Origin of the sequence: Paenibacillus elgii NBRC 100335 (genome assembly GCF_004000865.1) — a bacterium.
Lineage (GTDB): Bacteria > Bacillota > Bacilli > Paenibacillales > NBRC-103111 > Paenibacillus_G > Paenibacillus_G elgii.
On sequence record NZ_BIMB01000038.1, the window covers coordinates 35626 to 55184 of the forward strand.

Sequence of the window (19559 nt, forward strand, 5' to 3'; positions counted from 1 at the left end):
ATGCATTGGGCCGCTGAGCGCGATGCGGCGGTTACGGCTTCATCAAATCGTCTGCGGTGATCCCGTCTTCGACGGCGAATTCAAAATCGTACACGTCATACACTTGAGCGGGAACCTCGGCCTGAATGATTTTCTCCATCAATTCAAGCTGGTCCGTCAAAATAGGCGCTTTCTCCCGCAGGGAGGTCAGCACGACCTCGGTTTCGATCGGATCGAACGATTCCCCGTACTGGGCATTATCCACGGCATTGATGACCGTGAACGTCACATTCTCGTTAATCGGCAGCGGCGGGCTTGGACGCCATGGGGCGACAAGCGCGCGCTCCAGCTTTTTCTTATTGAACGAGTCGTCGAAAAAGGCGATGAGCTCCCCGATTTTCCCTTTCACGTGAGCGTCGTCCTCCGGGTCCGGCATAACCGGCTCGGGGCTGTCTTTCATCTCGTATAATTCCAATATCGTCGAATACGGAATCAAATATTCCACCGGGCGGCTTGGCGCCATGAGTTCACCATATACAGCCACAAGCACCGCCTCGATAACAAAACGCCGGGACATATTCCAATTCCCCCCTATTGTGATGCGTCCGTTCTTAAGTCCGGCCTACATTCTTTCATATCACAATTGGGAATAAAAGTCCAACTTTGCAGACTTTCTCACGCTTTGCCGGCTTTTTCAATTCTGGCTCTGTAAGAGTCGGGAATACGGTGCTATAATAAAGCAATGTGCCTGTAACCGAACGTTATGAAATGGAGAGTTAACTTGATGAATGCTGTGAAACGTTTTCCCGTTCCTTTGCCGCTGCTGCTCGTGATCGGCATCGTCGCGATTTCTTTTTCAGCCATTTTTGTCCGCTGGTCGAATGCTTCGTCGTCGGTCATTGCGATGTACCGGCTGCTACTGACCGCGGCCATTTTGCTGCCTTTGCTGCTGCGGTACCGCCGCGAGGTGGCGCAGCTGCGTCTAAGCGACTGGGCGGGCTTGTTCTGGTCCGGACTCGCGCTCGGCCTCCATTTCTTGTTCTGGATGGAATCGCTCAAGCTGACGACGGTCGCAAGCTCGACCGCGATCCTTTCGCTGGAGCCCGTCTTCGTCCTGATCGGCGCGTGCCTGTTCCTCGGCCAACGGACGAATATGCTGGCCGTGCTCAGCATGGCGGTTGCGATTCTGGGCGCGGCCATGATCGGTTGGGGCGACTGGGGGCTGACCGGAGATGCTCTACTCGGCGACCTGCTGTCCCTGCTCGGAACGGCGGCGATGGCCGTGCAAATCCTGCTTGCCAAAAGCATGCTGAAGCGCATTCCCGCCTTTGTATTCAGCTTCTTCGTCTTTGTCCTTGCCGCGCTGGTGCTCGCCGTATATAATGTGGCGGCGGGATTGCCTTTTTCCGGCTACGATTCGCGAGAATGGGGCATCTTTCTGCTTCTGGCCGTCATTCCGACACTGTTCGGCCACTATTTGTTCAACTGGCTGCTGAAGTATATGCGTCCCGAATCCGTATCGATGAGCGTCCTCGGGGAGCCGCTGGGTGCAACGATATTGGCCTACCTGCTGCTCGGCGAGAGCATCACATGGATGCAGGCCGCGGCCGGCTTCGTCCTGTTGTCCGGCGTATGGATGTTCCTCCGCTCGAACGAACGGGAAGCCGTCGCCGCCCAGACCGGCAGAACAGAGATGACCTAATACGCAAAAAGCCGCTGCTTCCCGGAAACCCGGGGGCAGCGGCTTTTGTTCATTCGCTTTTGTCTGTGATTAGAGTACGCGGCGTGCCGTCGTATAGTGCTTGCTCCACCAGCCGCTGTTCAGATCGGAGATGGTAACCCCCGGCTTGCCGTACGTGTGCATAATTTTCCCGTTACCTATATAAACTGCAACGTGATGAATCGGAGAGTAGAAGAAGACCAGATCTCCCGGCTTCAATTGGCTTCTTGGCACATAGGTGCCCGCTTTGGATTGAGCTGCTGACGAACGAGGCAGCTTCACGCCGTATTTGCCGAAGATTGTCGCCATGAAAGAAGAGCAGTCGAATGCTTTGGTGTTACCTACACGCGCACCGAACTTGTAAGGGGTGTGCAGGTAGCTTTTCCCTGTGGAAATAATGCTTTGCGCTTTGGATGCGGAATACGCGTAAGCACTATTGGCCGGAGCCGCGAGCGTACTGCCGAACAGAAAAGCCGTGCACAAGCCGATCGACAGTACCAAGTTCCCCCAACGTTTTCCAAACAGTTGTTTCATCTGTAACGTCCTCCTTGAAGTAAGGTTGGCTGATTGCCTGTACCCACTATAGCACAGATGAAAACGAAGGAATTGGCGCCAAACTCCGCTAAAGACACGCCCCGCAGTGCCTCAGACCTTTTTATTAAAAATTCATGAGAAAACTCTCATATTGCTCTTATTAAAACGCTGTCAAGGATGATTTTGGCAGCTTGACCGTTGCCGTCGTCCCCTTCCCTTCCTCACTCTCAAGGCGGATCGAGCCTTGATGCAGCTCGACAATTTGCTTCGCTATCGCCAGGCCCAGACCCGATCCTCCAGTCCCCCGGCTTCTCGCTTTATCCACGCGATAGAACCGCTCGAATAGCAAAGGAAGCTCCTCGGACGGAATCCCCATTCCTTGATCCTTCACCCGGATAACAACGTAGCGCTCTTCCTCATCGCATTGTACGAGGACATTTTTCCGGCTGTATTTGATCGCATTGTCCAGCAGGATGATCAGCAGCTGCTTCAGCCTTGCTTCATCGCCGCGGCATTGGATCTCCTCCGAACCGATTCGGACGATAATATCTCTGCCGAACGCCCGGCGCATCTGCTCGGCGGTGGAGCGGATGAGCTCCGCGATGCGGACGGGATGCAGCTCCGTCATCGACAGGCGTTCCACCTCCGCCAGCCGCAGCAGAGCGTCGATCAGTCCTTTGAGGCGCACGGTTTCCGAATGAATCGCATTCAGCGCTTCCTGCCGGATAGCCGGGTCCTGGCCTCCCCACCGGCGCAGCAGCGACGTATAGCTTTCGATGACGGTCAGTGGTGTTTTCAGCTCGTGAGAGGCATCCGCGACAAAATGCTTTTGCCGCCGGTCGTTCTCTTGCAAACACACGATCATTTCGTTGAACGTCCGGCCGAGCTCGCCCAGCTCGTCCTTTTTCGCCGTGATCTGAGGGCTGAGCAGAATAAAATCCCCCTTGCTTCGGATCGTTCGCATCGTCTCCAGCAATTGGCGGATCGGACGCACGAGCACCTTCGTATAGAAAAAACCGACGAGTGGCGAAAACAGCAGCACGCTGCCCGTCGTCACCGTGAGTCCCGCAACCAGAAGGTCCATAAAAGCGGCGACGACATTCAGCCCTTTTCCAAGCTCCAGCAGCCCGATTTGAACGTGGTTTTTGCCGACAATCGGCACTTGAACGAATAAAATCAGCAGGCCCAGCTCATTCTGCACGAAGGTATGATAATGCGTCCGGTAGGTCGCCGGGTGAGCCGACAGCTCCTCGCTTGACGACACTTGCGCGCGCACGGCCCCGTCGGGCGAAATGATTCGAATGAGCGTGTCGGACTCCAAATATTGCTGCAATTGGCTGGAATTCCAACGGGACGGAGCATAAATCTCCGGATCGCGCAAAATGATTTGCGCTTTATTCCACAGCTGCCGCACTTCGTTATCCGTCGTCTTCTTCAAAATATAGTAATAAATGAACCAGTTGAAAAAGACGACGATCAACAAAATCCACACACACGACAGCAGCATCAGTCGCGTCCGCAGGCTCATGGCTCGGGGTCCGCCAGCTCGTAGCCGACGCCTCGCGCCGTCTTGATCAGCTTGGGCTGGTAACCTTTGTCAACCTTTTGGCGCAAGTAACGGATATAGACGTCGACAATATTGGTATCACCTACGAAATCGTAGCCCCATACGTCGGAAATAATTTGTTCTCTCGTCAGGACATGCCCTTTGTGCTGAATCAAATATTGCAGCAAGTCGAACTCCTTCGGCGTCAATTCAATCGGATGGCCTCCGCGCGTCACTTTCCGCGCCTTGAGATCGATGGTCAAGTCCGCCGCGCTCAATGTATCGGTCTCCGGCTTATGCCGGTTCGTCAGCCCGATCAGGTTGCGGATGCGCGCCAGCAGCTCCTCGATCACGAACGGCTTGGTCACGTAATCGTTCGCGCCTTGATCGAACCCACTTACAATATCCGGCGTCGCATCGCGGGCCGTCAGCAAGATGACTGGCACTTCGGCGTTGGCTTGACGGATGCGCCGCAGCACTTCCAGTCCGTTCCATTCCGGCAGCATCACATCAAGCAAAATAAGGCTCCAAGGCTTGGAAGTAGCCAGTCTGGCCCCTTCCCGGCCGTCATGCACCGTCTCGACCTCGTAGCCCTCGTGTTCGAGCTCAAGCGTCAGCACACGGGCGATATGTTCTTCGTCTTCAATGACCAGAATAGATTGCGTCATACGTTCTCCTGCAGCCGTTTGTATACAGGGTAACCATTCCAGCCGGACCGTATTCCGTTTTTCAACGCCTTGACGTCCCATGAAAAATATGCTAATTTCAGCGTAATCTGCCGCCAAGAAGGAGTCGTCGTTAATGTTTCATGCCTCTGCCTATACAGGAACTCGTGAGGAAAATTACAAGCTGCTCATTTCCCAATTGTCCGCGCTTATCGAAGATGAGCCGAACCGGATTGCCAACCTGGCTAACGCCGCCGCGCTGCTGAACCAGTTTCTGGAGCGGATCAACTGGGTCGGCTTTTATTTAATCGAGGAAGGGGAACTGGTGCTTGGGCCTTTTCAAGGCTTGCCTGCCTGCGTGCGCATTCCGCTCGATAAAGGCGTCTGCGGCCGTGCAGCCAGCCTCCGGGAAACGGTCCGCGTTGCGGACGTCCATCAATTTCCCGGCCACATCGCTTGTGATGCCGCTTCGCAATCGGAAATCGTCATTCCGATTCTCCATGGCGAGCGCTTGATCGGGGTGCTGGATATCGACAGTCCGGAGAAAAATCGTTTCGACGAGAAGGATCAGCATTATTTGGAGCTGTTCGCACTGAAGCTCGCTGAACGGATGTAACGTAGGACGAATTTTATCCATACGAAAAACCGGGATTTGAAACGGTTTCCCGCTCGAATCCCGGTTATCCTTTAATCTCCTATACTCTCCAAATTTAACCTTCTTTATTTTTGTTCGCGGCTTCCTGCCGCTCGCTGCCGAAGGCCATAACGAGATTTTGTATTTTTTGCAGCCGGATATATTCGTTCTGCTTCAGGTCGCTGCGGAAGTACGCGTATAAATACGCCCCCTCCAAAAAGCTGAGTCCGGGATAGCATACAAGATCCGAATTCGTATACGGGTTATCGAGCAACACCTGCCACTCCCCTTCGCGCTCTTCGGCCGGAATGGTCTCCAGCACCGTTTGCTTGTATGCGGCAATCCGCTCGAATTCGTCCCATATGTTGCGCCAGGATGGGCTGAACGTCTCCGGCTCGGGAAACAACTGCTTAGCCTGCGCCAGCAGCTTATTCACGGATGCAATGTCACCGTCCGAAAATTGCTTCAGACGATCCCGGAAGCCTTCGAGCAGCAGCCTGAAGCCGGTAAATCCCTGGGTTCGAATCGATTCCTGAATCGCGGCCAGCTCCTGCGCCGTGCCCGCCGCTTCGAAATCGGCAAAAGGGTTTGTATTCATCAAAACTACCATTCCCCGTTTTTATAGTCGTTCGGAGGCGGAATGAACGGTGATCTGACCGTCTCCGCTCAGGCGCACCCGGCGCGACGGATCGTTCTTCAGCTTTACGTTGCAGAGCTTGACACGATCCTCTTTGATCAAAAGGATATGCCAATGATGCGGGTTATCATACCCGATGCTCTCCAGAAAAGCATGCTTATCCGCCGCGGCCTGCCCCTCTTCCTCCCACTGTTTGACGCCAAAATAATCGAAATCGTATACGTTTTTTTGAATGCATGCGGCGATTTCACCGGAATCGGTATGTCTCAGTACATAAGGCATCGGAACTCCTCCGAATCGGTTCTGAAAATGAAAAGGCGCAAGCTCAACAGGTTGAGTTTGCGCCTGAGGTTCGTGCCGGCCTTACCCTATTACAGGTAAGGATTTTCGTGCTTCGCCTTGAGACGGCTCCAGCGGCGTTCGACTTCGTTCTCGAACGATTGCAGCGCCTCCGCGTATTCGGGCTTCGTCAGGTGCTTCGTCTTGCCCATATTTTTCAACCAGTCGCCAACCGGAATCCGCTTGTTCTTCTCTTCCGGATTGAACGTGATCGTCGTTACGCCGTTCTCCACTTCGTACAGTGGGAAGAAGCAGGAGTTGACAGCTTGATCGATCAGCGATTGCCCGATTTGTTCCTCGGACAGCCAGTTGAGCGGACAGGTGATGAGGATTTTGCCGTAAACCAGACCCTCGTTCTGCGCATAATATTGCGCCTTGGCGGCTTTTTTCAGCAAATCCTGCGGGTTCGCTTCGGACCCGGTGAACACGTAAGGAATGTTCGTCGCGGCCATAATCTGCGGCGTGTCCTTATGATGGAACAGCTTGCCGCCCTGATGCTTCCCGACATTGGACGTGGAGGTCCGGTGGCCGAGCGGCGTCGAATAGGACAGCTGCGCGCCGGTATTCATATAGCCTTCGTTATCGTATTCGAGAATGATCATTTTATGATTGCGCAGCGCAGCGCCGATGGCCGGGCCCATCCCGATATCCATCCCGCCGTCGCCGGTGATCATGACGAACGTGAAATCGTCCGGTAGGTTCAGATGCTCCAACTCGCCGCGGCGTTTGCGCTCCCAGAACATTTCCACGGCACCGGAGAGCGTTGCCGCTCCGCTTTGGAACAAGTTGTGAATGTAGGTCGCTTTATGCGAAGAATAAGGATACCCCGTCGTCACGACCATCGCGCAGCCGGTATGGAACAGCGCCACGATATCTCCTTCGATCCCTTTGAAGAACAGCTCCAGACCGGAGAAAATACCGCAGCCCGGACAGGCCCCATGCCCCGGTGCAAGCCGTTTCGGCTTCTTGGTCAGCTGGCGGATCGGCGGAACCTTTACCTTCAATTGGCCCGTCGTCTCGTCTTTGTCAACCGTAATCAATCCGGTCTTCAAATCCTCGTATTTCATCGGCTCGATGACACGCTGCGGCTTCTTGTCCGGATCGCCCGGCGTATGCCCGTAATAATCGAACGGGACGTCGACCCGGCCTTTTTGGACCGCTTCGATCGCCAATTCAAACAGGTGATGACCGTCCTCCGCATAGAAGTCTTTGCCGCCCAGCCCGTAAATCCGGCTGATGACCATCGTATCGCGGTTGCCTTCCGTGAACAGCGCCGCTTTGATCTCCATCGTCATGTTCCCACCGTGCGCCCCGTACGAATCCGCGCGGTCGCCGATCGTGACGGCTTTGACGTTTTTGAGCGCTTCGGCGATCTGCTTCTGTGGGAACGGGCGAATCATATTCGGCGCGATCGAACCGGCTTTGATGCCTTTGGCCCGCAGTTGATCGACGACATCTTTAATGATTTCGGACGCCGAGTTCATCAGGAATACCGCCACTTCGGCGTCTTCCATCCGGTACAGGTCGAGAATCGGATAATCGCGGCCCGTCAGCACCTGGTATTCTTGACGGATGCGGTCGAATACTTCTCCGGCGTTGTACATCGCAACGGACTGCTGATAGCAGTTGTTGATGTAATCCGGCTCGTTCATGTAAGGTCCTACCGTAATCGGATTGTTGCGGTCAAGCACATGCGGGAACTGCTTCGGCTGCTCACCGATGAAGGCATGCACGTCCGATTTGTGAGCGAACGTTTGCACGCGGCGTTTTTGGTGAGAAGTGAAATAACCGTCGGAAGCGACGATGACCGGCAGGCGAACCTCCGGATCTTCGGCGAGCTTGATGGCCATAATGTTCATATCGTAGACGGCTTGCGGGTCGCGGCACATCAGGATCGGCCAGCCCGTATTGAGCGCGTAGTACAGGTCCGAGTGGTCGCCGTGGATGTTCAGAGGTCCGGATACCGAACGGCAGACGAGGTTCAATACCATCGGGAACCGGGTCCCGGATTGCACTGGCATCTGCTCCAGCATATACAAGTAACCGTTCGCGCTGGTCGCGTTGAACACGCGTCCACCCGCGGTGGAAGCGCCGTAGCAAATCCCTGCCGAGCCGTGCTCGCCGTCCGCCGGAATCAGCTTGATGTCATGCTGGCCGTTCGCCTTCATCAGATCGAGGAACTGCGCAACCTCCGTTGACGGCGAAATCGGGAAGTAACCCATAATATGGTAGTTAATCTGGTGAGCCGCATAAGCCGCCATCTCGTTGCCGGATTCGTAGACCATCCGCTGCTCAACCGTACCTTGGCTGACCTCTTTGTTAATTTCAATAGCCATTCGTTTGGTTCACCTCTCCCTGCTAACAGTGATTTGTCTTACTGGGCCAAGCTAAAACGATGCGGCACACGATGCTCTTCCGCATAGCCTTCCGTCTCACGGTTGGAGGACAGCGCCTCGGTCGGACAGGCGACGACGCATTTGAGACAGCCTTTGCAGTACTGATAGTCGATCCCTTGCAGGAACATTTGCGGACGCCCTTTTTTGTCCGGCTGCTCTTCCCACACAAAGCAGAAGTCGGGACAGGCGGTGTCACAGGCCGCGCAGTGAATGCATTTCTCGTCGTCAAAATGCGGCATCATCCCGCTGCGCGATATGCTGAGATCCTTCAGGAGGCTGTTCCCCGGATTCGTCACCATCCCGCCGATCGGCTGGGTCTCATATCCGTACATTGGAATATCCCACCGCTTCGGCAGTGGCATCTCCGTGCCCTCCGGCAGCGCGAACGTCTGGAACTGCACCTCGTCATAGCCGCGCTGGAACGTACGCAGGGCAGGCTCGACCGCGCCAGGGTATTTTTTCTCCAGCGATTTGCGGATAATGCTCTTCATATGCTCGAAATCGAGGAAGTCGCACAGCCGGAACAGACTGCCCAACATCGCCATGTTGACGCGGTTTTTCTCCTCCAGCGCAATGCCGGTTGCATCGACCACCGCAATGGTGCCGCCGATCAGCTTCATTTTTTCTTTGAGGGCTTCCGGACTTTTTGCCGAATTGACCAGAACCAGGCTGTCCTCGTAAATGCCGCTGATCACGTTGACCGTTTTCGACAAGTTTTCATGAAAAATGCCTACGACGTGCGGACGTTCCACCGGAGTCGTATCGCGAATATTCGTATTTATGTCGCAAAAACGGATATGCGCTTTAACCGGCGAGCCCTTTTTCTCCGAACCGTAAGAAGAAAAGCTCACGCCGTTAAACCCGCTTCCAACGACGCCAGCCTCCGCAAGCATTTTCCCCGCCAGGTTGGCTCCCAAGCCGCCGATGGATTCGAGCCGAATTTCAAAGAAGCCGAGGTCGTTCGTTTTCGGTAGAACTCTCATCTGTTCAACTCCCCTCATGTTTGAAAAGTTATACTATTTCCACAATTCAGTATACCAGTTTATACCTGCCTCGCATAGGGCTTTTGGCTTGAAAGTTTCGTGTCGCAAGCGCTTTCGTCAACTAAGCTGCCATTGCTCGAGTACTTGACCTGACACGATTTTCGAAGTAGTATTTATACATACTACTGTAAAGGAGTGGAACGGCGTATGCATCGAATTGCTTCGGCTGAAGTACAGAGAAAACTATGAAAAGCTGTTTGCCTCATTTTGCCTAATAATATGAATAACAAAGGATGGGATATTGGATGACTGGGATCGATATTGCTTTTTGCACAGGACTGCTGAAGGAAGTCGGAGACGACCTGTATGCGAAATTTGCGGAGACGCGAGGAACCCCGCCGCACGATTTCGAGGAGCTTGCACAGCGGTTTCGGCAGCTTAACGGCCAAGCGGAGGACGCCATCCGCTCTGCGCTGCAAACGAACTATCCGGCGATCCGCTGGTCCGACGGGGAATTCGATTTGGAAGAACAGCGGCAAGCCATGCGTTCGGGCGACTACTGGATCTGCGATCCGATGGATGGAGCGTTTCACTTTTTCCAAGGCTTCACGTTCTGGTCTACGGCGCTCTGCTTGATCCGGGACGGCGCTCCGCTCTTTTCCGCCGTATACGACCCGTGCCACCGCGAGCTGTTTCATGCGGTGCAGGGCGAAGGCGCTTATTTAAACGGGGTGCGGATAGCCGCGGGCAAAAAGCAGGAGCTGAAGCATGCCGTCGTCGCCACCTCCCACTCTACCCTAGTCTCCAAAGACGGCACGCTGGTGGAGACGATTCAAGGGCTTTCACGGGTTATGTCCCGTTCGATGATCACCCGGATGCTGGGCTCCGTGTCGCTTCAGCTCGCTTATGTCGCAAGCGGGAGGCTGGACGCCTACTGGGAGCACGGGAATGACACCTTCGATTGGCTGCCCGGCGCGTTGCTGGTACAGGAAGCCGGAGGCACGGTCACGGATACGGAAGGCCGCCCGTTCAGGCAAGGTCCCGGCGGAATCGCAGCCGCCAGCCGTACGCTTCACCCGCAGTTGGTCGCTGCTTTACAGGAGAAGGCCGTCTGACTAAATCAAAAACCAAGCCCTGACATGCCGTTGGGCTTGGTTCCCTTTTTCCGCAAACTATTGCCACTTGCCGCCTTCTACGATAATTTCGTTCGGATCGACGTCCGGACCGAGCTCTGCCCTGACGTATTTGTCGTAGAGCTGCAGCAGAAACTTTTCTTTCCCCAGCGCCTCCAGCTCCTGATTGACCCATTCCCGCAGCTCGCCGTTTCCTTTTTTCACCGCCGGAGCGATCGGAGCTTCTTTCTCCAGCTTCTCGGGAAGCACCGTGAAGCCGGGATTTTTGCGCACCCAGCTCAACAAGATGAGGCTGTCCTGGGCATACGCGGGGCTTCGACCGTCCTTCAACGCTTGAAGCGACTCGGTATTTTTTTCAAATTTGATCAGCTCGACGTCCGGCCGGTTTTTGGTCAGAAAAATATCGGCGGTCGTTCCTTTCGTGACGATCACTTTTTTCCCTTTTAAATCGGCCAGCGACTTGATGCCGCTATCGTCGCGCACGATGACCTGCGTCGCCGCCTTCAAATTCGGGTTGGTAAAATCGACCGCCTGCTTCCGCTCCTCGGTCACCGTCATGTTGGCGACGATGAGGTCGACCTTGTCGCTTTGCAGGAACGGAATGCGGCTTGCCGGCTCGACGACCACGAACTCGGCTTTGCTTTCGTCGCCGAGGAGATCTTTGGCGAAGCGCCTTGCCAAGTCGTTGTCAAAGCCGACAAGCTTGCCCTTCTCGTCCGTAAAGCCGAACGGAGGCTTATCCGAGAACACGCCGACGATCAGCTTGCCGCGGTCTTTGATTTTTTGCAGCGCGCCTGACGTCTTCGGCTCCACTCCCGATTTCGCATCGTTCGTCGCCTTTCCGCCCGTGCCACAGGCGGCAAGCAAGCCTGCCAGCAGGCTTAAAACCAATAAGGACAGTTTTCTCTTTTTTATCATCCGCTCTCTCTCCCTTTCCATGTCTCCACAAGCAAAAATTTATCTAAAAAGCGTCGGGCACGCTCGGTTTTCGGTTTTGTAAAAAACGCCTCCGGCGAGCCCGTCTCACAGATTCTCCCTTCGTCCATGAAGACGATCCGATCGGCTACCGCCCGGGCGAAGCCCATTTCATGGGTGACGATCACCATCGTCATGCCCTGCTCGGCCAGACCGAGCATGACCTCCAGCACCTCCTTGACCATCTCGGGGTCCAGCGCCGCCGTGACCTCGTCGAAGAGAATGACCTCCGGGTTCATGCACAGCGCCCGCACGATGGCAATTCGCTGCTGCTGACCGCCCGAAAGCTGCCTCGGATAGCCATGCTTCTTATCGAGCAATCCGACGCGCTCCAGTAGCTTTTCCGCCTGAGCCTCCGCTTCCCGCTTGGACCGGCGCTGGGCTTTGACCGGGCCGAGTATGATATTGTCGAGAACGGTCAAGTGCGGGAACAGATGGTAGCTCTGAAACACCATGCCGATCTGCTGCCTAATGTGCTGCCAGCGGACGTTCCCCGAGGTCAGCTCCTGCCCGCAAAACCGGATGCTGCCGGCTTGCGCCGTTTCCAGCCCGTTCAGGCACCGCAGCAAGGTGCTTTTGCCGCAGCCGCTCGGCCCAAGGATGACGACCACCTCGCCTTTGGCAATCTGAAGGTCGATCTCTCGCAGCACCCAATGCCGATCGAAAGCTTTGCTTACCTTCGTCAGTTCAAGCAAAATCCCGGACACCCGCCTCGCCCCCACTCCGTAGTTTATTTTCCAATCTTCTGGATAAGACGGACAGCGGATAGCACAGTGCAAAATAGAGCAGAAACAGCGTTCCGTAGATCAGTACGGATTCTCCTGTCCGCTCAATCATTTGCTGCCCCGTCTTGATGATTTCCGTTACGCCGATCAGGACGGCGAGCGACGTTGTTTTGACGATGCGGGTATACACGTTGATGACGGGCGGAATCATGCGGCGCAGCGCCTGCGGAAGCAGGACGTGGACATAAAGCTGCACCGGGCTCAGACCGATCGATTGCCCCGCTTCCTTCTGCCCCCTGGGCAGTGAGATCAGGGCGCCGCGGACCGCCTCGCCGACCTCCGTCATCCCCCACAGCGACAGCACCAGAACGGCGCAGGCGAAGCCGGGCAGGTCAATGCCGAAGAAGATCGGCAAACCGAAGAAAAAGAAAAACAGCCAGACCAAAATCGGAATCGACCGGAACAGCTCCAGATACGTCCGGGTAAGCACGCCCAGCCAGCGTCTGCGGGAGGCCCGAAGCACTCCGAACACAAGGCCGCCGACCGTGCTGCACACGATGCAGTACAACGCGAGCGTTAACGTCTGAAGCAAGCCTTTGCCGAGCTGGGGAAGCGATACGATCAAGAGATCAAATCCCGAACTGACCATGCCGGAACCTCCTTTCCACCCAAGAAAGCAAGAAGGACAGCGGCAGGAATAGCAGCAAATACAGGAAGGTCATCAACAGTAGCATTTCGTAGGTTTTATAATAGAGCGCGATGTAGTTCGTGGTGGTGTACAAAATTTCAGGGATCGCCACAGCGGAAACGACCGTCGTTTCTTTCAGCAAAAAAATAAAATTAACAAACAAGGACGGTGTCGCAATCCGCAGCGCTTGAGGCAGAACGATCAAGCGAAACAACTGCCAGCGGGATAGGCCGAGCGCCAGTCCCGATTCCGTCTGGCTCCCGGATACGGCTTCGATCCCGGCGCGGAGCACCTCCGTGAAATAGCCGCCGCCGAGAAACGTCAACGCCAGTACCGCCGTAGCGTAATTGGACAGATGGATGCCCAGAGACGGCAGCGCAAAATAAACGAAAAACAGCTGAATCAGCAGCGGCGTATTCCGCGCAAGCTCGACGTAGGCGCGCACAACCCATATGAGCCCGCGCACCCGGAAAAAGATAACGGCCGAGTTCAGCGCAGCCACAAGCAGCGAAGAGACGATGGCGATTCCGGCGACGGCAAGCGTCACGAGCGCCGCATGGCCGAAGTCCGGCAGATGGTCGAGCATGAATGCGGTATCAAGTGTCATGGCAGCGGTTCCCGTTTCTGCCCGCCCGCTTGGTCATCCGGCGGCCGGAGCCATGGCTCTCCCCGATCGCTCAACCGCTCGCCCGGCTGCAGCACAGGCGGGGCGGCCTGAACCGTATTCGGGTATTTCACCCCGGAGCCGGTGTTCAATACGACGACGGTCTCCTCTTCCCGAATCCACCCGCTGCTCCGCAGTAAACGGGCGGCAGCAAACGCCGCAGCGCCCTCCGGGCACACAAAGGCTCCCTCCTCCCCAGCAACCCGGAGCTGCTCGCACAGCAAGGTCCGGTCATCGACCGCTACTGCACAGCCGTCTGTACGGTAGATCGCGTCGAGCACGAGAAAATCGCCGAGCGCCTTGGGGACGTTAATGCCGAAGGCAACCGTGGAGGATGCGGGCCAGAACGCCGATTCGGTCTTCTTCTCCTTCCACGCTTGAACAATCGGGGCGCAGCCCTCCGCTTGGACGGCGACCAGCCTCGGCAGCTGGCCTTGAACCCAGCCCAGCGCCTGAAGCTCCCGGAACGCTTTGAAGAGGCCGATCAAGCCGACGCCGCCACCGGTCGGATACAGTATGACGTCAGGCAGCCGCCAGTTCAATTGCTCGGCGATTTCGAGGCCCATCGTTTTTTTGCCCTCGATCCGGTATGGCTCCTTTAACGTCGACGCATCGTACAGGCCTTCTTCCGCGATCGCCTGGGCGACGATTTTGCCCGCATCGCTAATCAGGCCATCGACCAAGTAAAGACGGGCCCCGGCGGCGGCGCATTCTTTGCGCGTGATCTCGGGAGCGTCCGTCGGCATCACGACCGTTGCCCGGATGCCGGCTCTGGCCGCATACAGCGCCCACGCCGCTCCGGCGTTGCCGTTCGTGGGCATCGCCAGCTCGCGCACGCCAAGCTCCTTCGCTTTGGAGACGCCAACGGCTGCGCCCCGGGCCTTGAACGAGCCGGTCGGAACAATCCCTTCGTCTTTCATCAGCAGATGTGGGATGCCCATCCCGCTGCCCAGCTTCGGCATCCGCAAGAGCGGGGTGCCTCCCTCGCCGAGCGTCACTACGTTGTTCGCGCGTTCTACCGGGAGCAACTCGTGGTAGCGCCAAAGACTCCGTTCTGTTCTTGCCGCCAGCTCGGAGCGGTCCAGCGACGATTTCAACTCCTCCAAACGGTAGCGGACGAGCAGCGGCGAACCGCAAGAGCAACATTGTACCGCCGCTTGAGCGGAATGCTTCGCTTCGCATTTTGGACAATACAAATGCGAGACATAGCTGAAGGTCACGATGGATTCCTGCCTTTCTACGGGATGCCATGCACGGTCTGCAACAAAGGAAAAGCCCTTGCTTCGTTCCGCTTGCGCAGAATGAAACAAGGGCTTCCGTCCGTACGGTCAGCAACCTGGCACTTTTCGTTCATTTGATGCTTTTATACTATACAGAGTATTCCAATTTGTCAACTGAGATTTTGAACGTCGGTGCAATAGTCTCGGACCTGACTAGAAAGCGGCCGCCCGGGCTCTTACCCGAATGCGGGGTCGGCAAGTGCAAACAACAGCTCGCGCCGGCCGGGCAAAGACGAAGCCCCGAGCAGCATTTGCGGCGAAACGGACGTCTCCCGAAAATCCAGCCCCCGGAGCCGGTCTTGAAATGAGACTTGAACGCCGGGAACATCAAGCTGAATCCGCCCCTGCCATTCTGCTATAAGCACTTTCAGCAGCCGGACAGCCATATCCGCGTCCGACGACACGAGAGGACCCACGACCAAGATGTCATCCTTCGCCCGGGCGAAGCCATAGCCTTGCATTGCGCCGGATGAATCTCGTACAGCCCATCCGCTGATTTTATGCTCATCGATGGAACGAAGCACGCGTTCTCGCCGGACGCCTGCGGCTGTCTGGTCCAGCTCGATCACCTCAGGCAGCACGGCTTCATTCAGCGGTACCAGATCTCCTTCAGCAGAAGAAGACCGTTCATGCCGCAGGCCTTCCGCAGGAACATCGTAGAGAAATCTGTGGGCGTACCCGACCGTTTGAAAGCCGAGCGAAGTATACAGTGGAAACCCGGACTTTGTCGAAACGAGGGTAACCGCCGAGCCCGTCTTGGCCGCTTCCGCCAGACAATGAAGCATCAGACGTTTTCCCAGTCCTTGGCCTTGATAGGCCGGATCGACGATAAGATGGCCGATGGAGGCCAGCGCTTGGCCGTACGCATAAAATCCCGCGCACGAAATCCATTTTTCTCCGTCCCGATGCCCGACTACCAGGCCCGTTCGCAAATACAAATCGGACTGCTTCGCAGAAAAGTGCCAACCGACGCTGCGGGTCAAGGCCAGCAAATGCGCACCGTCGCCGGCATTCATCGATCCCAGGGCATAAGGTTCGTTCATCGCTCCCAATTCGTCCCTTCCACGTGATACGTCGTAAAGCCTCCGTTTTCGTCGATGACCAGACAGTTCAACTGCTGCCCGTAGACGCAGCCGCCGTCGATGCCGATTTTGTCGCCGCCGAACCATACGCCGGGAGAATCGTGCAGGCACGAGGTTCTCGTGTGACCGAAAATAACGGTTTTCTCGACCACGGTCGGATGACCATAAAACGGTTCGCGTATCCAGATCATATCCCGGGCAGGCTGTTCCTTCCAGTTGGGATACGCCGGATTCAAGCCCGCATGAACATAAATGAACCGCTCGTCCTCGTAAAACAAAGGCAGGCTGCCTAAAAAAGCCAAATGATGGCCATACTCCGACCGAACCCATTCTTTGGCGCTCTCGGTACGCTCCCGGTCGGTCCCTTCATTCGATTCAAATGGGGCATAGTAGCTCGCAAGTGTCTGCACTCCGCCGTATTTTAAAAATTTCATCTCTTCGTTCTCTTCGCACGGGCCTGTTACGACATCGACAAAGCGTTGATCGTGATTGCCCCGCAGCGCGATAACCCCATCCTCCCGAACCATGGTCATCACCCGTTCGACGACGTCCTTGCTTCTTGGTCCGCGATCCACATAATCTCCAAGCAGAATGAGCCGGTCCTGACCGGCGTTATACTCCGCAGCGCGCAGCAGTGCGTCGAAGCTCTCATAGCTCCCGTGAATGTCGCTGATGACTAATGTTCTGTTCAATGCCAACCTGTCCTTCCGCTCTGATATCCTGTTCCGAAGCCATTCTGACAATAGGTAATTTTATCACAGCCGTTTGTCTCTGGATAGTGTTCCTTTGCCAGACGTGCGGTGCATGCGTTAAGGTATCGTTGAAGAATTAGTACGATCAGCTCGAAAGTACGAATTCATACTATATACCGAATGGAAAGAAAGGATGTTTTGGATGGGCACGTTTTATTTAGTCGCTGGAATGATTGCATTAGCCTAGGGTGGGAAGGGTTTCCCAGCAGCTTGAGATGTATGCCAATTTCGGACTCATCGTCATTGGTTTATTCCTTGCGGGAATAGGCGATCATATGCGTAAAAACAAAAAATAAGCTCACGCCAAAAGGTGCAGAGTATGTAATCACGGGGATAAAGGGTGTGGGAAAACGGAGGTGTATTGCTAGATTAGTGCGGTAGTGCTAAATTCAATACATGGATACGAATAAACAAGGTAAAAAACCAAAAGAAAAGACTTTCACGGAGAAGGCAAGAACAAAGCAAATTATCGAGTGCACCATCGATGTCATCACCGAAATCGGGTGTGCGAACACATCGATTGGAAAAATTGCACAAAAAGCACACGTCAGCAAAGGAGTCATCACGTATCACTTTTCGGACAAAGAGGAATTGATGACGGGAGTCGTTGTCGATTTATATCAAAAAGCCGCCTCATTCATGGACAAGCATCTGCAGAATCCGGACAATGCCATCGACATGTTGCGAGCCTATATTGTATCGAATTTACTTTTTATCAAAGAGAACCGAAAGCATGTGGCGGCAGTGATAGAAATCGTGACGAACGATCGCAACGAACAAGGCGAATTGCGCTTTGCCGGACAGGAGGAGGCCATTTATGCTCCGCTTGAAGAAATATTTCAATACGGACAAGAAGTGGAGGGGACCTTTAGAAGCTTTTCAAAAAGGTTCATGGCGGTAATGCTGCGAAGCGCAATTGACGCTGCCGGGTATCAACTGGCAAAGAACGATCAGTTCGATATCGACCTCTACGCGGAAGAACTGCTTACGATGTATGATCGGGCAACACGCAAATGAAAATGAGGGCCGGCTGCTTGAGGCAAAACTCAAGCAGGGCCCTCGGTTATTCCACCGTTTGATTCCGCTTACTATGCCCTCAACTCCAGCCGATAGCCAAGCCCCCGGATCGTACTGATCTTGAACGAATGCCGGTCCTCGGGAAAGCGTTCGCGAAGGCGGTTCACATGAACGTCGACGGTCCGCTCGCCTCCGTCATAGTCGTAGCCCCATATATCTTCGATCAACTGATCGCGCGAGAACGTTTTGCCGGGATAGCTGGCCAGCTTAAACAGCAGCTCGAACTCCTTAAGCGGAAGCGTGATGTTCCCCTGCCCTACGGAAAGCTCATAGGTAAGACGGTTCATCGTCAGTTCGCCGACCTGCAGCGTCTGCGACGAAGCGATTCGGTATCGTTTCAACAACGCCTTCACGCGGACGATCAGCTCTGCCGGCTCGAACGGCTTCACGAGATAATCGTCGGTGCCGAGCTCAAAGCCCTTGACTTTCTGCTTCGTCTCGCCAATCGCCGTCAGCATGAGCAGCGGCAAATCGTAAAGCTGCCGAAGCTGACGGCACAGCTCCCAGCCGTCCATATGCGGCATCATAATGTCGAGAATGACCAAATCCGCCTTGAACGATTCCAGCTTATCGAGCGCCTCCTGCCCGTGGGCGGCTTCATGCACCGTAAAGCCTTCCTGACGCAAGCATACTTTAACCAGCTCGCGGATATGCGGATCGTCGTCGACAACCATGATTCTGCTCATTTGCTTCGTCAACCGCCTTTCTGATGTTCAACTTCCTTCAACTAGGACTTACTTTACAACAGAAATATAAACTGGGTATGAACGACAACGGGTGCATACATAAAAAATCCCCGCCGGAACGGACGGGGATGTGTCAACAATATTCGAATTCGGAGAAACAGGCGGCTTGCCCTGCATAACGGCCATCCTTATCCGCGATATTCCAAACCGTAGCCTTCTTAATATAAAATCTTCGTCCGCTGCGGGAGATGCGGATTCCGGTGTAATCGTCGGCATATCCTTGCTCCTGCACCTTCTTCAACAAATGCTCGCGCTGCGTGCGCTCCATCTCTTCCGCCGTATACCTCGACGGGGTACGGGTGAACGTCTCCCAATCCATCTCCCACAAATTCAGCGCCGCTTGGTTGCCGTAGTTCAACACCGGGTCGACCTCGGTCCCATGGGAGAGCACGACAATCGGCGACAGGAACAACCGCTCGGCTAAGCTGCCGGAGCTTTCCGGTCCAGGAAGCAGCTCGTTTCCCGTCAACCTGCGGTAACTGCGAATAAGCCACTCCGCATGGTCGGAGCCGGCCCCGACGCCTCCAGTCGGTAAGATCATACTTGACGCTCCTTATTCTCCAGCATAGAGCTCATCATCTCGATCGCTTCCTCTTCGTCGGCGCCTTTCGTCTGGATCGTCAATCTTGTCCCGCGCCGGATCGGAATGAGCATCATCCCGAGGATGCTTTTGGCATCGAGCTGCATACATTCCGCTTCGAAACGGATTTTGATGTCGGAACGGTATTGGTTGGCATACTGAACGATTTGCTGCAAATATTCGGGCCGCAGATCATCGGCAATAACAATTTCGTGAACTCGCATGATACGCCTCCGGTACTTAATAGTGGAAAGAGTATATAAAGTTGACTGTATTATACTGCAATTCCAAGGAGGGGAAAACGTTAGCATGCCCATTTTTTCCCTTAAGCAGGAAAATACGCATGTTTCTCGTTTGTTCTTGCGGTGCATGACAAATAGCCCCGCAATCTTAAACGGAACGGAGCGTACGTTTAAGCTGCATC

22 protein-coding genes are annotated in these 19559 nt (G+C 55.1%); 4 read left to right on the forward strand and 18 right to left on the reverse strand.

What is annotated here, in order from left to right; genetic code table 11:
- Window positions 1–31: 31 nt before the first annotated feature.
- Window positions 32–556, reverse strand: coding sequence for a hypothetical protein (locus PEL01S_RS23850; RefSeq protein ID WP_063178490.1), 525 nt, complete (start codon window positions 554–556; stop codon window positions 32–34).
- A 207-nt stretch (window positions 557–763) separates the two neighbouring features.
- On the opposite strand from PEL01S_RS23850, the gene PEL01S_RS23855 reads away from it, so the two are divergent.
- Window positions 764–1681 carry a DMT family transporter gene (locus PEL01S_RS23855; protein WP_127462062.1) on the forward strand — a complete coding sequence of 306 codons (918 nt, stop codon included), beginning with the start codon at window positions 764–766 and terminating at the stop codon, window positions 1679–1681.
- Between the two features lie 69 nt (window positions 1682–1750).
- Here PEL01S_RS23855 and PEL01S_RS23860 read toward each other — a convergent pair whose 3' ends face one another.
- The 3 genes from PEL01S_RS23860 to PEL01S_RS23870 form a co-directional block, all read right to left on the reverse strand.
- Window positions 1751–2233, reverse strand: coding sequence for a C40 family peptidase (locus PEL01S_RS23860; protein WP_063178493.1), 483 nt, complete (start codon window positions 2231–2233; stop codon window positions 1751–1753).
- A 160-nt stretch (window positions 2234–2393) separates the two neighbouring features.
- Complete coding sequence (locus PEL01S_RS23865) at window positions 2394–3761, reverse strand: sensor histidine kinase (RefSeq protein WP_127462063.1); 1368 nt, start codon at window positions 3759–3761, stop codon at window positions 2394–2396.
- Window positions 3758–4447: a response regulator transcription factor gene (locus PEL01S_RS23870; protein ID WP_127462064.1), complete on the reverse strand. Its 690-nt coding sequence runs from the start codon at window positions 4445–4447 to the stop codon at window positions 3758–3760. Before PEL01S_RS23870 ends, PEL01S_RS23865 begins: the two co-directional genes overlap by 4 nt.
- 133 nt (window positions 4448–4580) lie before the next feature.
- On the opposite strand from PEL01S_RS23870, the gene msrC reads away from it, so the two are divergent.
- On the forward strand, window positions 4581–5060 hold the full coding sequence (msrC, locus tag PEL01S_RS23875; protein ID WP_127462065.1) for a free L-methionine (R)-S-oxide reductase MsrC: 480 nt from the start codon (window positions 4581–4583) through the stop codon (window positions 5058–5060).
- 94 nt (window positions 5061–5154) lie between these two features.
- On the opposite strand, the gene PEL01S_RS23880 is transcribed toward msrC, so the two are convergent.
- The 4 genes from PEL01S_RS23880 to PEL01S_RS23895 form a co-directional block, all read right to left on the reverse strand.
- Entirely contained in the window at window positions 5155–5676 is a 522-nt protein-coding gene (locus PEL01S_RS23880; protein ID WP_127462066.1) for a hypothetical protein, read from the reverse strand.
- 21 nt (window positions 5677–5697) lie between these two features.
- Window positions 5698–5997 carry a hypothetical protein gene (locus tag PEL01S_RS23885; protein ID WP_127462067.1) on the reverse strand — a complete coding sequence of 100 codons (300 nt, stop codon included), beginning with the start codon at window positions 5995–5997 and terminating at the stop codon, window positions 5698–5700.
- Window positions 5998–6086: 89 nt separating this feature from the next.
- Entirely contained in the window at window positions 6087–8390 is a 2304-nt protein-coding gene (locus PEL01S_RS23890; protein WP_063178504.1) for a thiamine pyrophosphate-dependent enzyme, read from the reverse strand.
- Between the two features lie 38 nt (window positions 8391–8428).
- Window positions 8429–9433 carry a 2-oxoacid:acceptor oxidoreductase family protein gene (locus PEL01S_RS23895; protein ID WP_127462068.1) on the reverse strand — a complete coding sequence of 335 codons (1005 nt, stop codon included), beginning with the start codon at window positions 9431–9433 and terminating at the stop codon, window positions 8429–8431.
- Between the two features lie 305 nt (window positions 9434–9738).
- Between PEL01S_RS23895 and PEL01S_RS23900 the strand changes: the two genes are divergently transcribed.
- The gene (locus PEL01S_RS23900; RefSeq protein WP_163767625.1) at window positions 9739–10548 is read left to right on the forward strand and encodes an inositol monophosphatase family protein; all 810 of its coding nucleotides are present in this window, start codon (window positions 9739–9741) and stop codon (window positions 10546–10548) included.
- 57 nt (window positions 10549–10605) lie between these two features.
- Here PEL01S_RS23900 and PEL01S_RS23905 read toward each other — a convergent pair whose 3' ends face one another.
- The 7 genes from PEL01S_RS23905 to PEL01S_RS23935 all read right to left on the reverse strand — a co-directional run bounded on the left by PEL01S_RS23905 (window position 10606) and on the right by PEL01S_RS23935 (window position 16672).
- A complete protein-coding gene (locus tag PEL01S_RS23905; protein ID WP_127462070.1) occupies window positions 10606–11484 on the reverse strand; it encodes a transporter substrate-binding domain-containing protein in 879 nt (292 codons plus the stop codon).
- Window positions 11481–12248 carry an amino acid ABC transporter ATP-binding protein gene (locus PEL01S_RS23910; RefSeq protein ID WP_127462071.1) on the reverse strand — a complete coding sequence of 256 codons (768 nt, stop codon included), beginning with the start codon at window positions 12246–12248 and terminating at the stop codon, window positions 11481–11483. The genes PEL01S_RS23905 and PEL01S_RS23910 overlap by 4 nt, the downstream gene beginning before the upstream one ends.
- Window positions 12229–12915, reverse strand: a complete 687-nt coding sequence (locus tag PEL01S_RS23915; protein WP_063178512.1) for an amino acid ABC transporter permease — start codon at window positions 12913–12915, stop codon at window positions 12229–12231. Before PEL01S_RS23915 ends, PEL01S_RS23910 begins: the two co-directional genes overlap by 20 nt.
- Complete coding sequence (locus PEL01S_RS23920; RefSeq protein ID WP_063178514.1) at window positions 12896–13561, reverse strand: amino acid ABC transporter permease; 666 nt, start codon at window positions 13559–13561, stop codon at window positions 12896–12898. The genes PEL01S_RS23915 and PEL01S_RS23920 overlap by 20 nt, the downstream gene beginning before the upstream one ends.
- Window positions 13558–14838 (reverse strand): threonine synthase, encoded by a 1281-nt coding sequence (locus PEL01S_RS23925; protein ID WP_063178621.1) that lies wholly within the window; start codon window positions 14836–14838, stop codon window positions 13558–13560. The genes PEL01S_RS23920 and PEL01S_RS23925 overlap by 4 nt, the downstream gene beginning before the upstream one ends.
- A gap of 236 nt (window positions 14839–15074) precedes the next feature.
- On the reverse strand, window positions 15075–15941 hold the full coding sequence (locus PEL01S_RS23930; RefSeq protein ID WP_127462072.1) for a GNAT family N-acetyltransferase: 867 nt from the start codon (window positions 15939–15941) through the stop codon (window positions 15075–15077).
- Entirely contained in the window at window positions 15938–16672 is a 735-nt protein-coding gene (locus PEL01S_RS23935) for a metallophosphoesterase (protein ID WP_108534277.1), read from the reverse strand. Before PEL01S_RS23935 ends, PEL01S_RS23930 begins: the two co-directional genes overlap by 4 nt.
- A gap of 456 nt (window positions 16673–17128) precedes the next feature.
- Between PEL01S_RS23935 and PEL01S_RS23940 the strand changes: the two genes are divergently transcribed.
- Window positions 17129–17749: a TetR/AcrR family transcriptional regulator gene (locus PEL01S_RS23940; RefSeq protein ID WP_127462073.1), complete on the forward strand. Its 621-nt coding sequence runs from the start codon at window positions 17129–17131 to the stop codon at window positions 17747–17749.
- A 71-nt stretch (window positions 17750–17820) separates the two neighbouring features.
- On the opposite strand, the gene PEL01S_RS23945 is transcribed toward PEL01S_RS23940, so the two are convergent.
- From PEL01S_RS23945 to PEL01S_RS23955, 3 genes are all read right to left on the reverse strand, one after another.
- Entirely contained in the window at window positions 17821–18495 is a 675-nt protein-coding gene (locus tag PEL01S_RS23945; protein ID WP_063178518.1) for a response regulator transcription factor, read from the reverse strand.
- 133 nt (window positions 18496–18628) lie between these two features.
- A complete protein-coding gene (locus PEL01S_RS23950; RefSeq protein ID WP_127462074.1) occupies window positions 18629–19096 on the reverse strand; it encodes an MEKHLA domain-containing protein in 468 nt (155 codons plus the stop codon).
- Complete coding sequence (locus tag PEL01S_RS23955) at window positions 19093–19359, reverse strand: HPr family phosphocarrier protein (protein ID WP_010491134.1); 267 nt, start codon at window positions 19357–19359, stop codon at window positions 19093–19095. Before PEL01S_RS23955 ends, PEL01S_RS23950 begins: the two co-directional genes overlap by 4 nt.
- Window positions 19360–19559 lie beyond the last annotated feature (200 nt).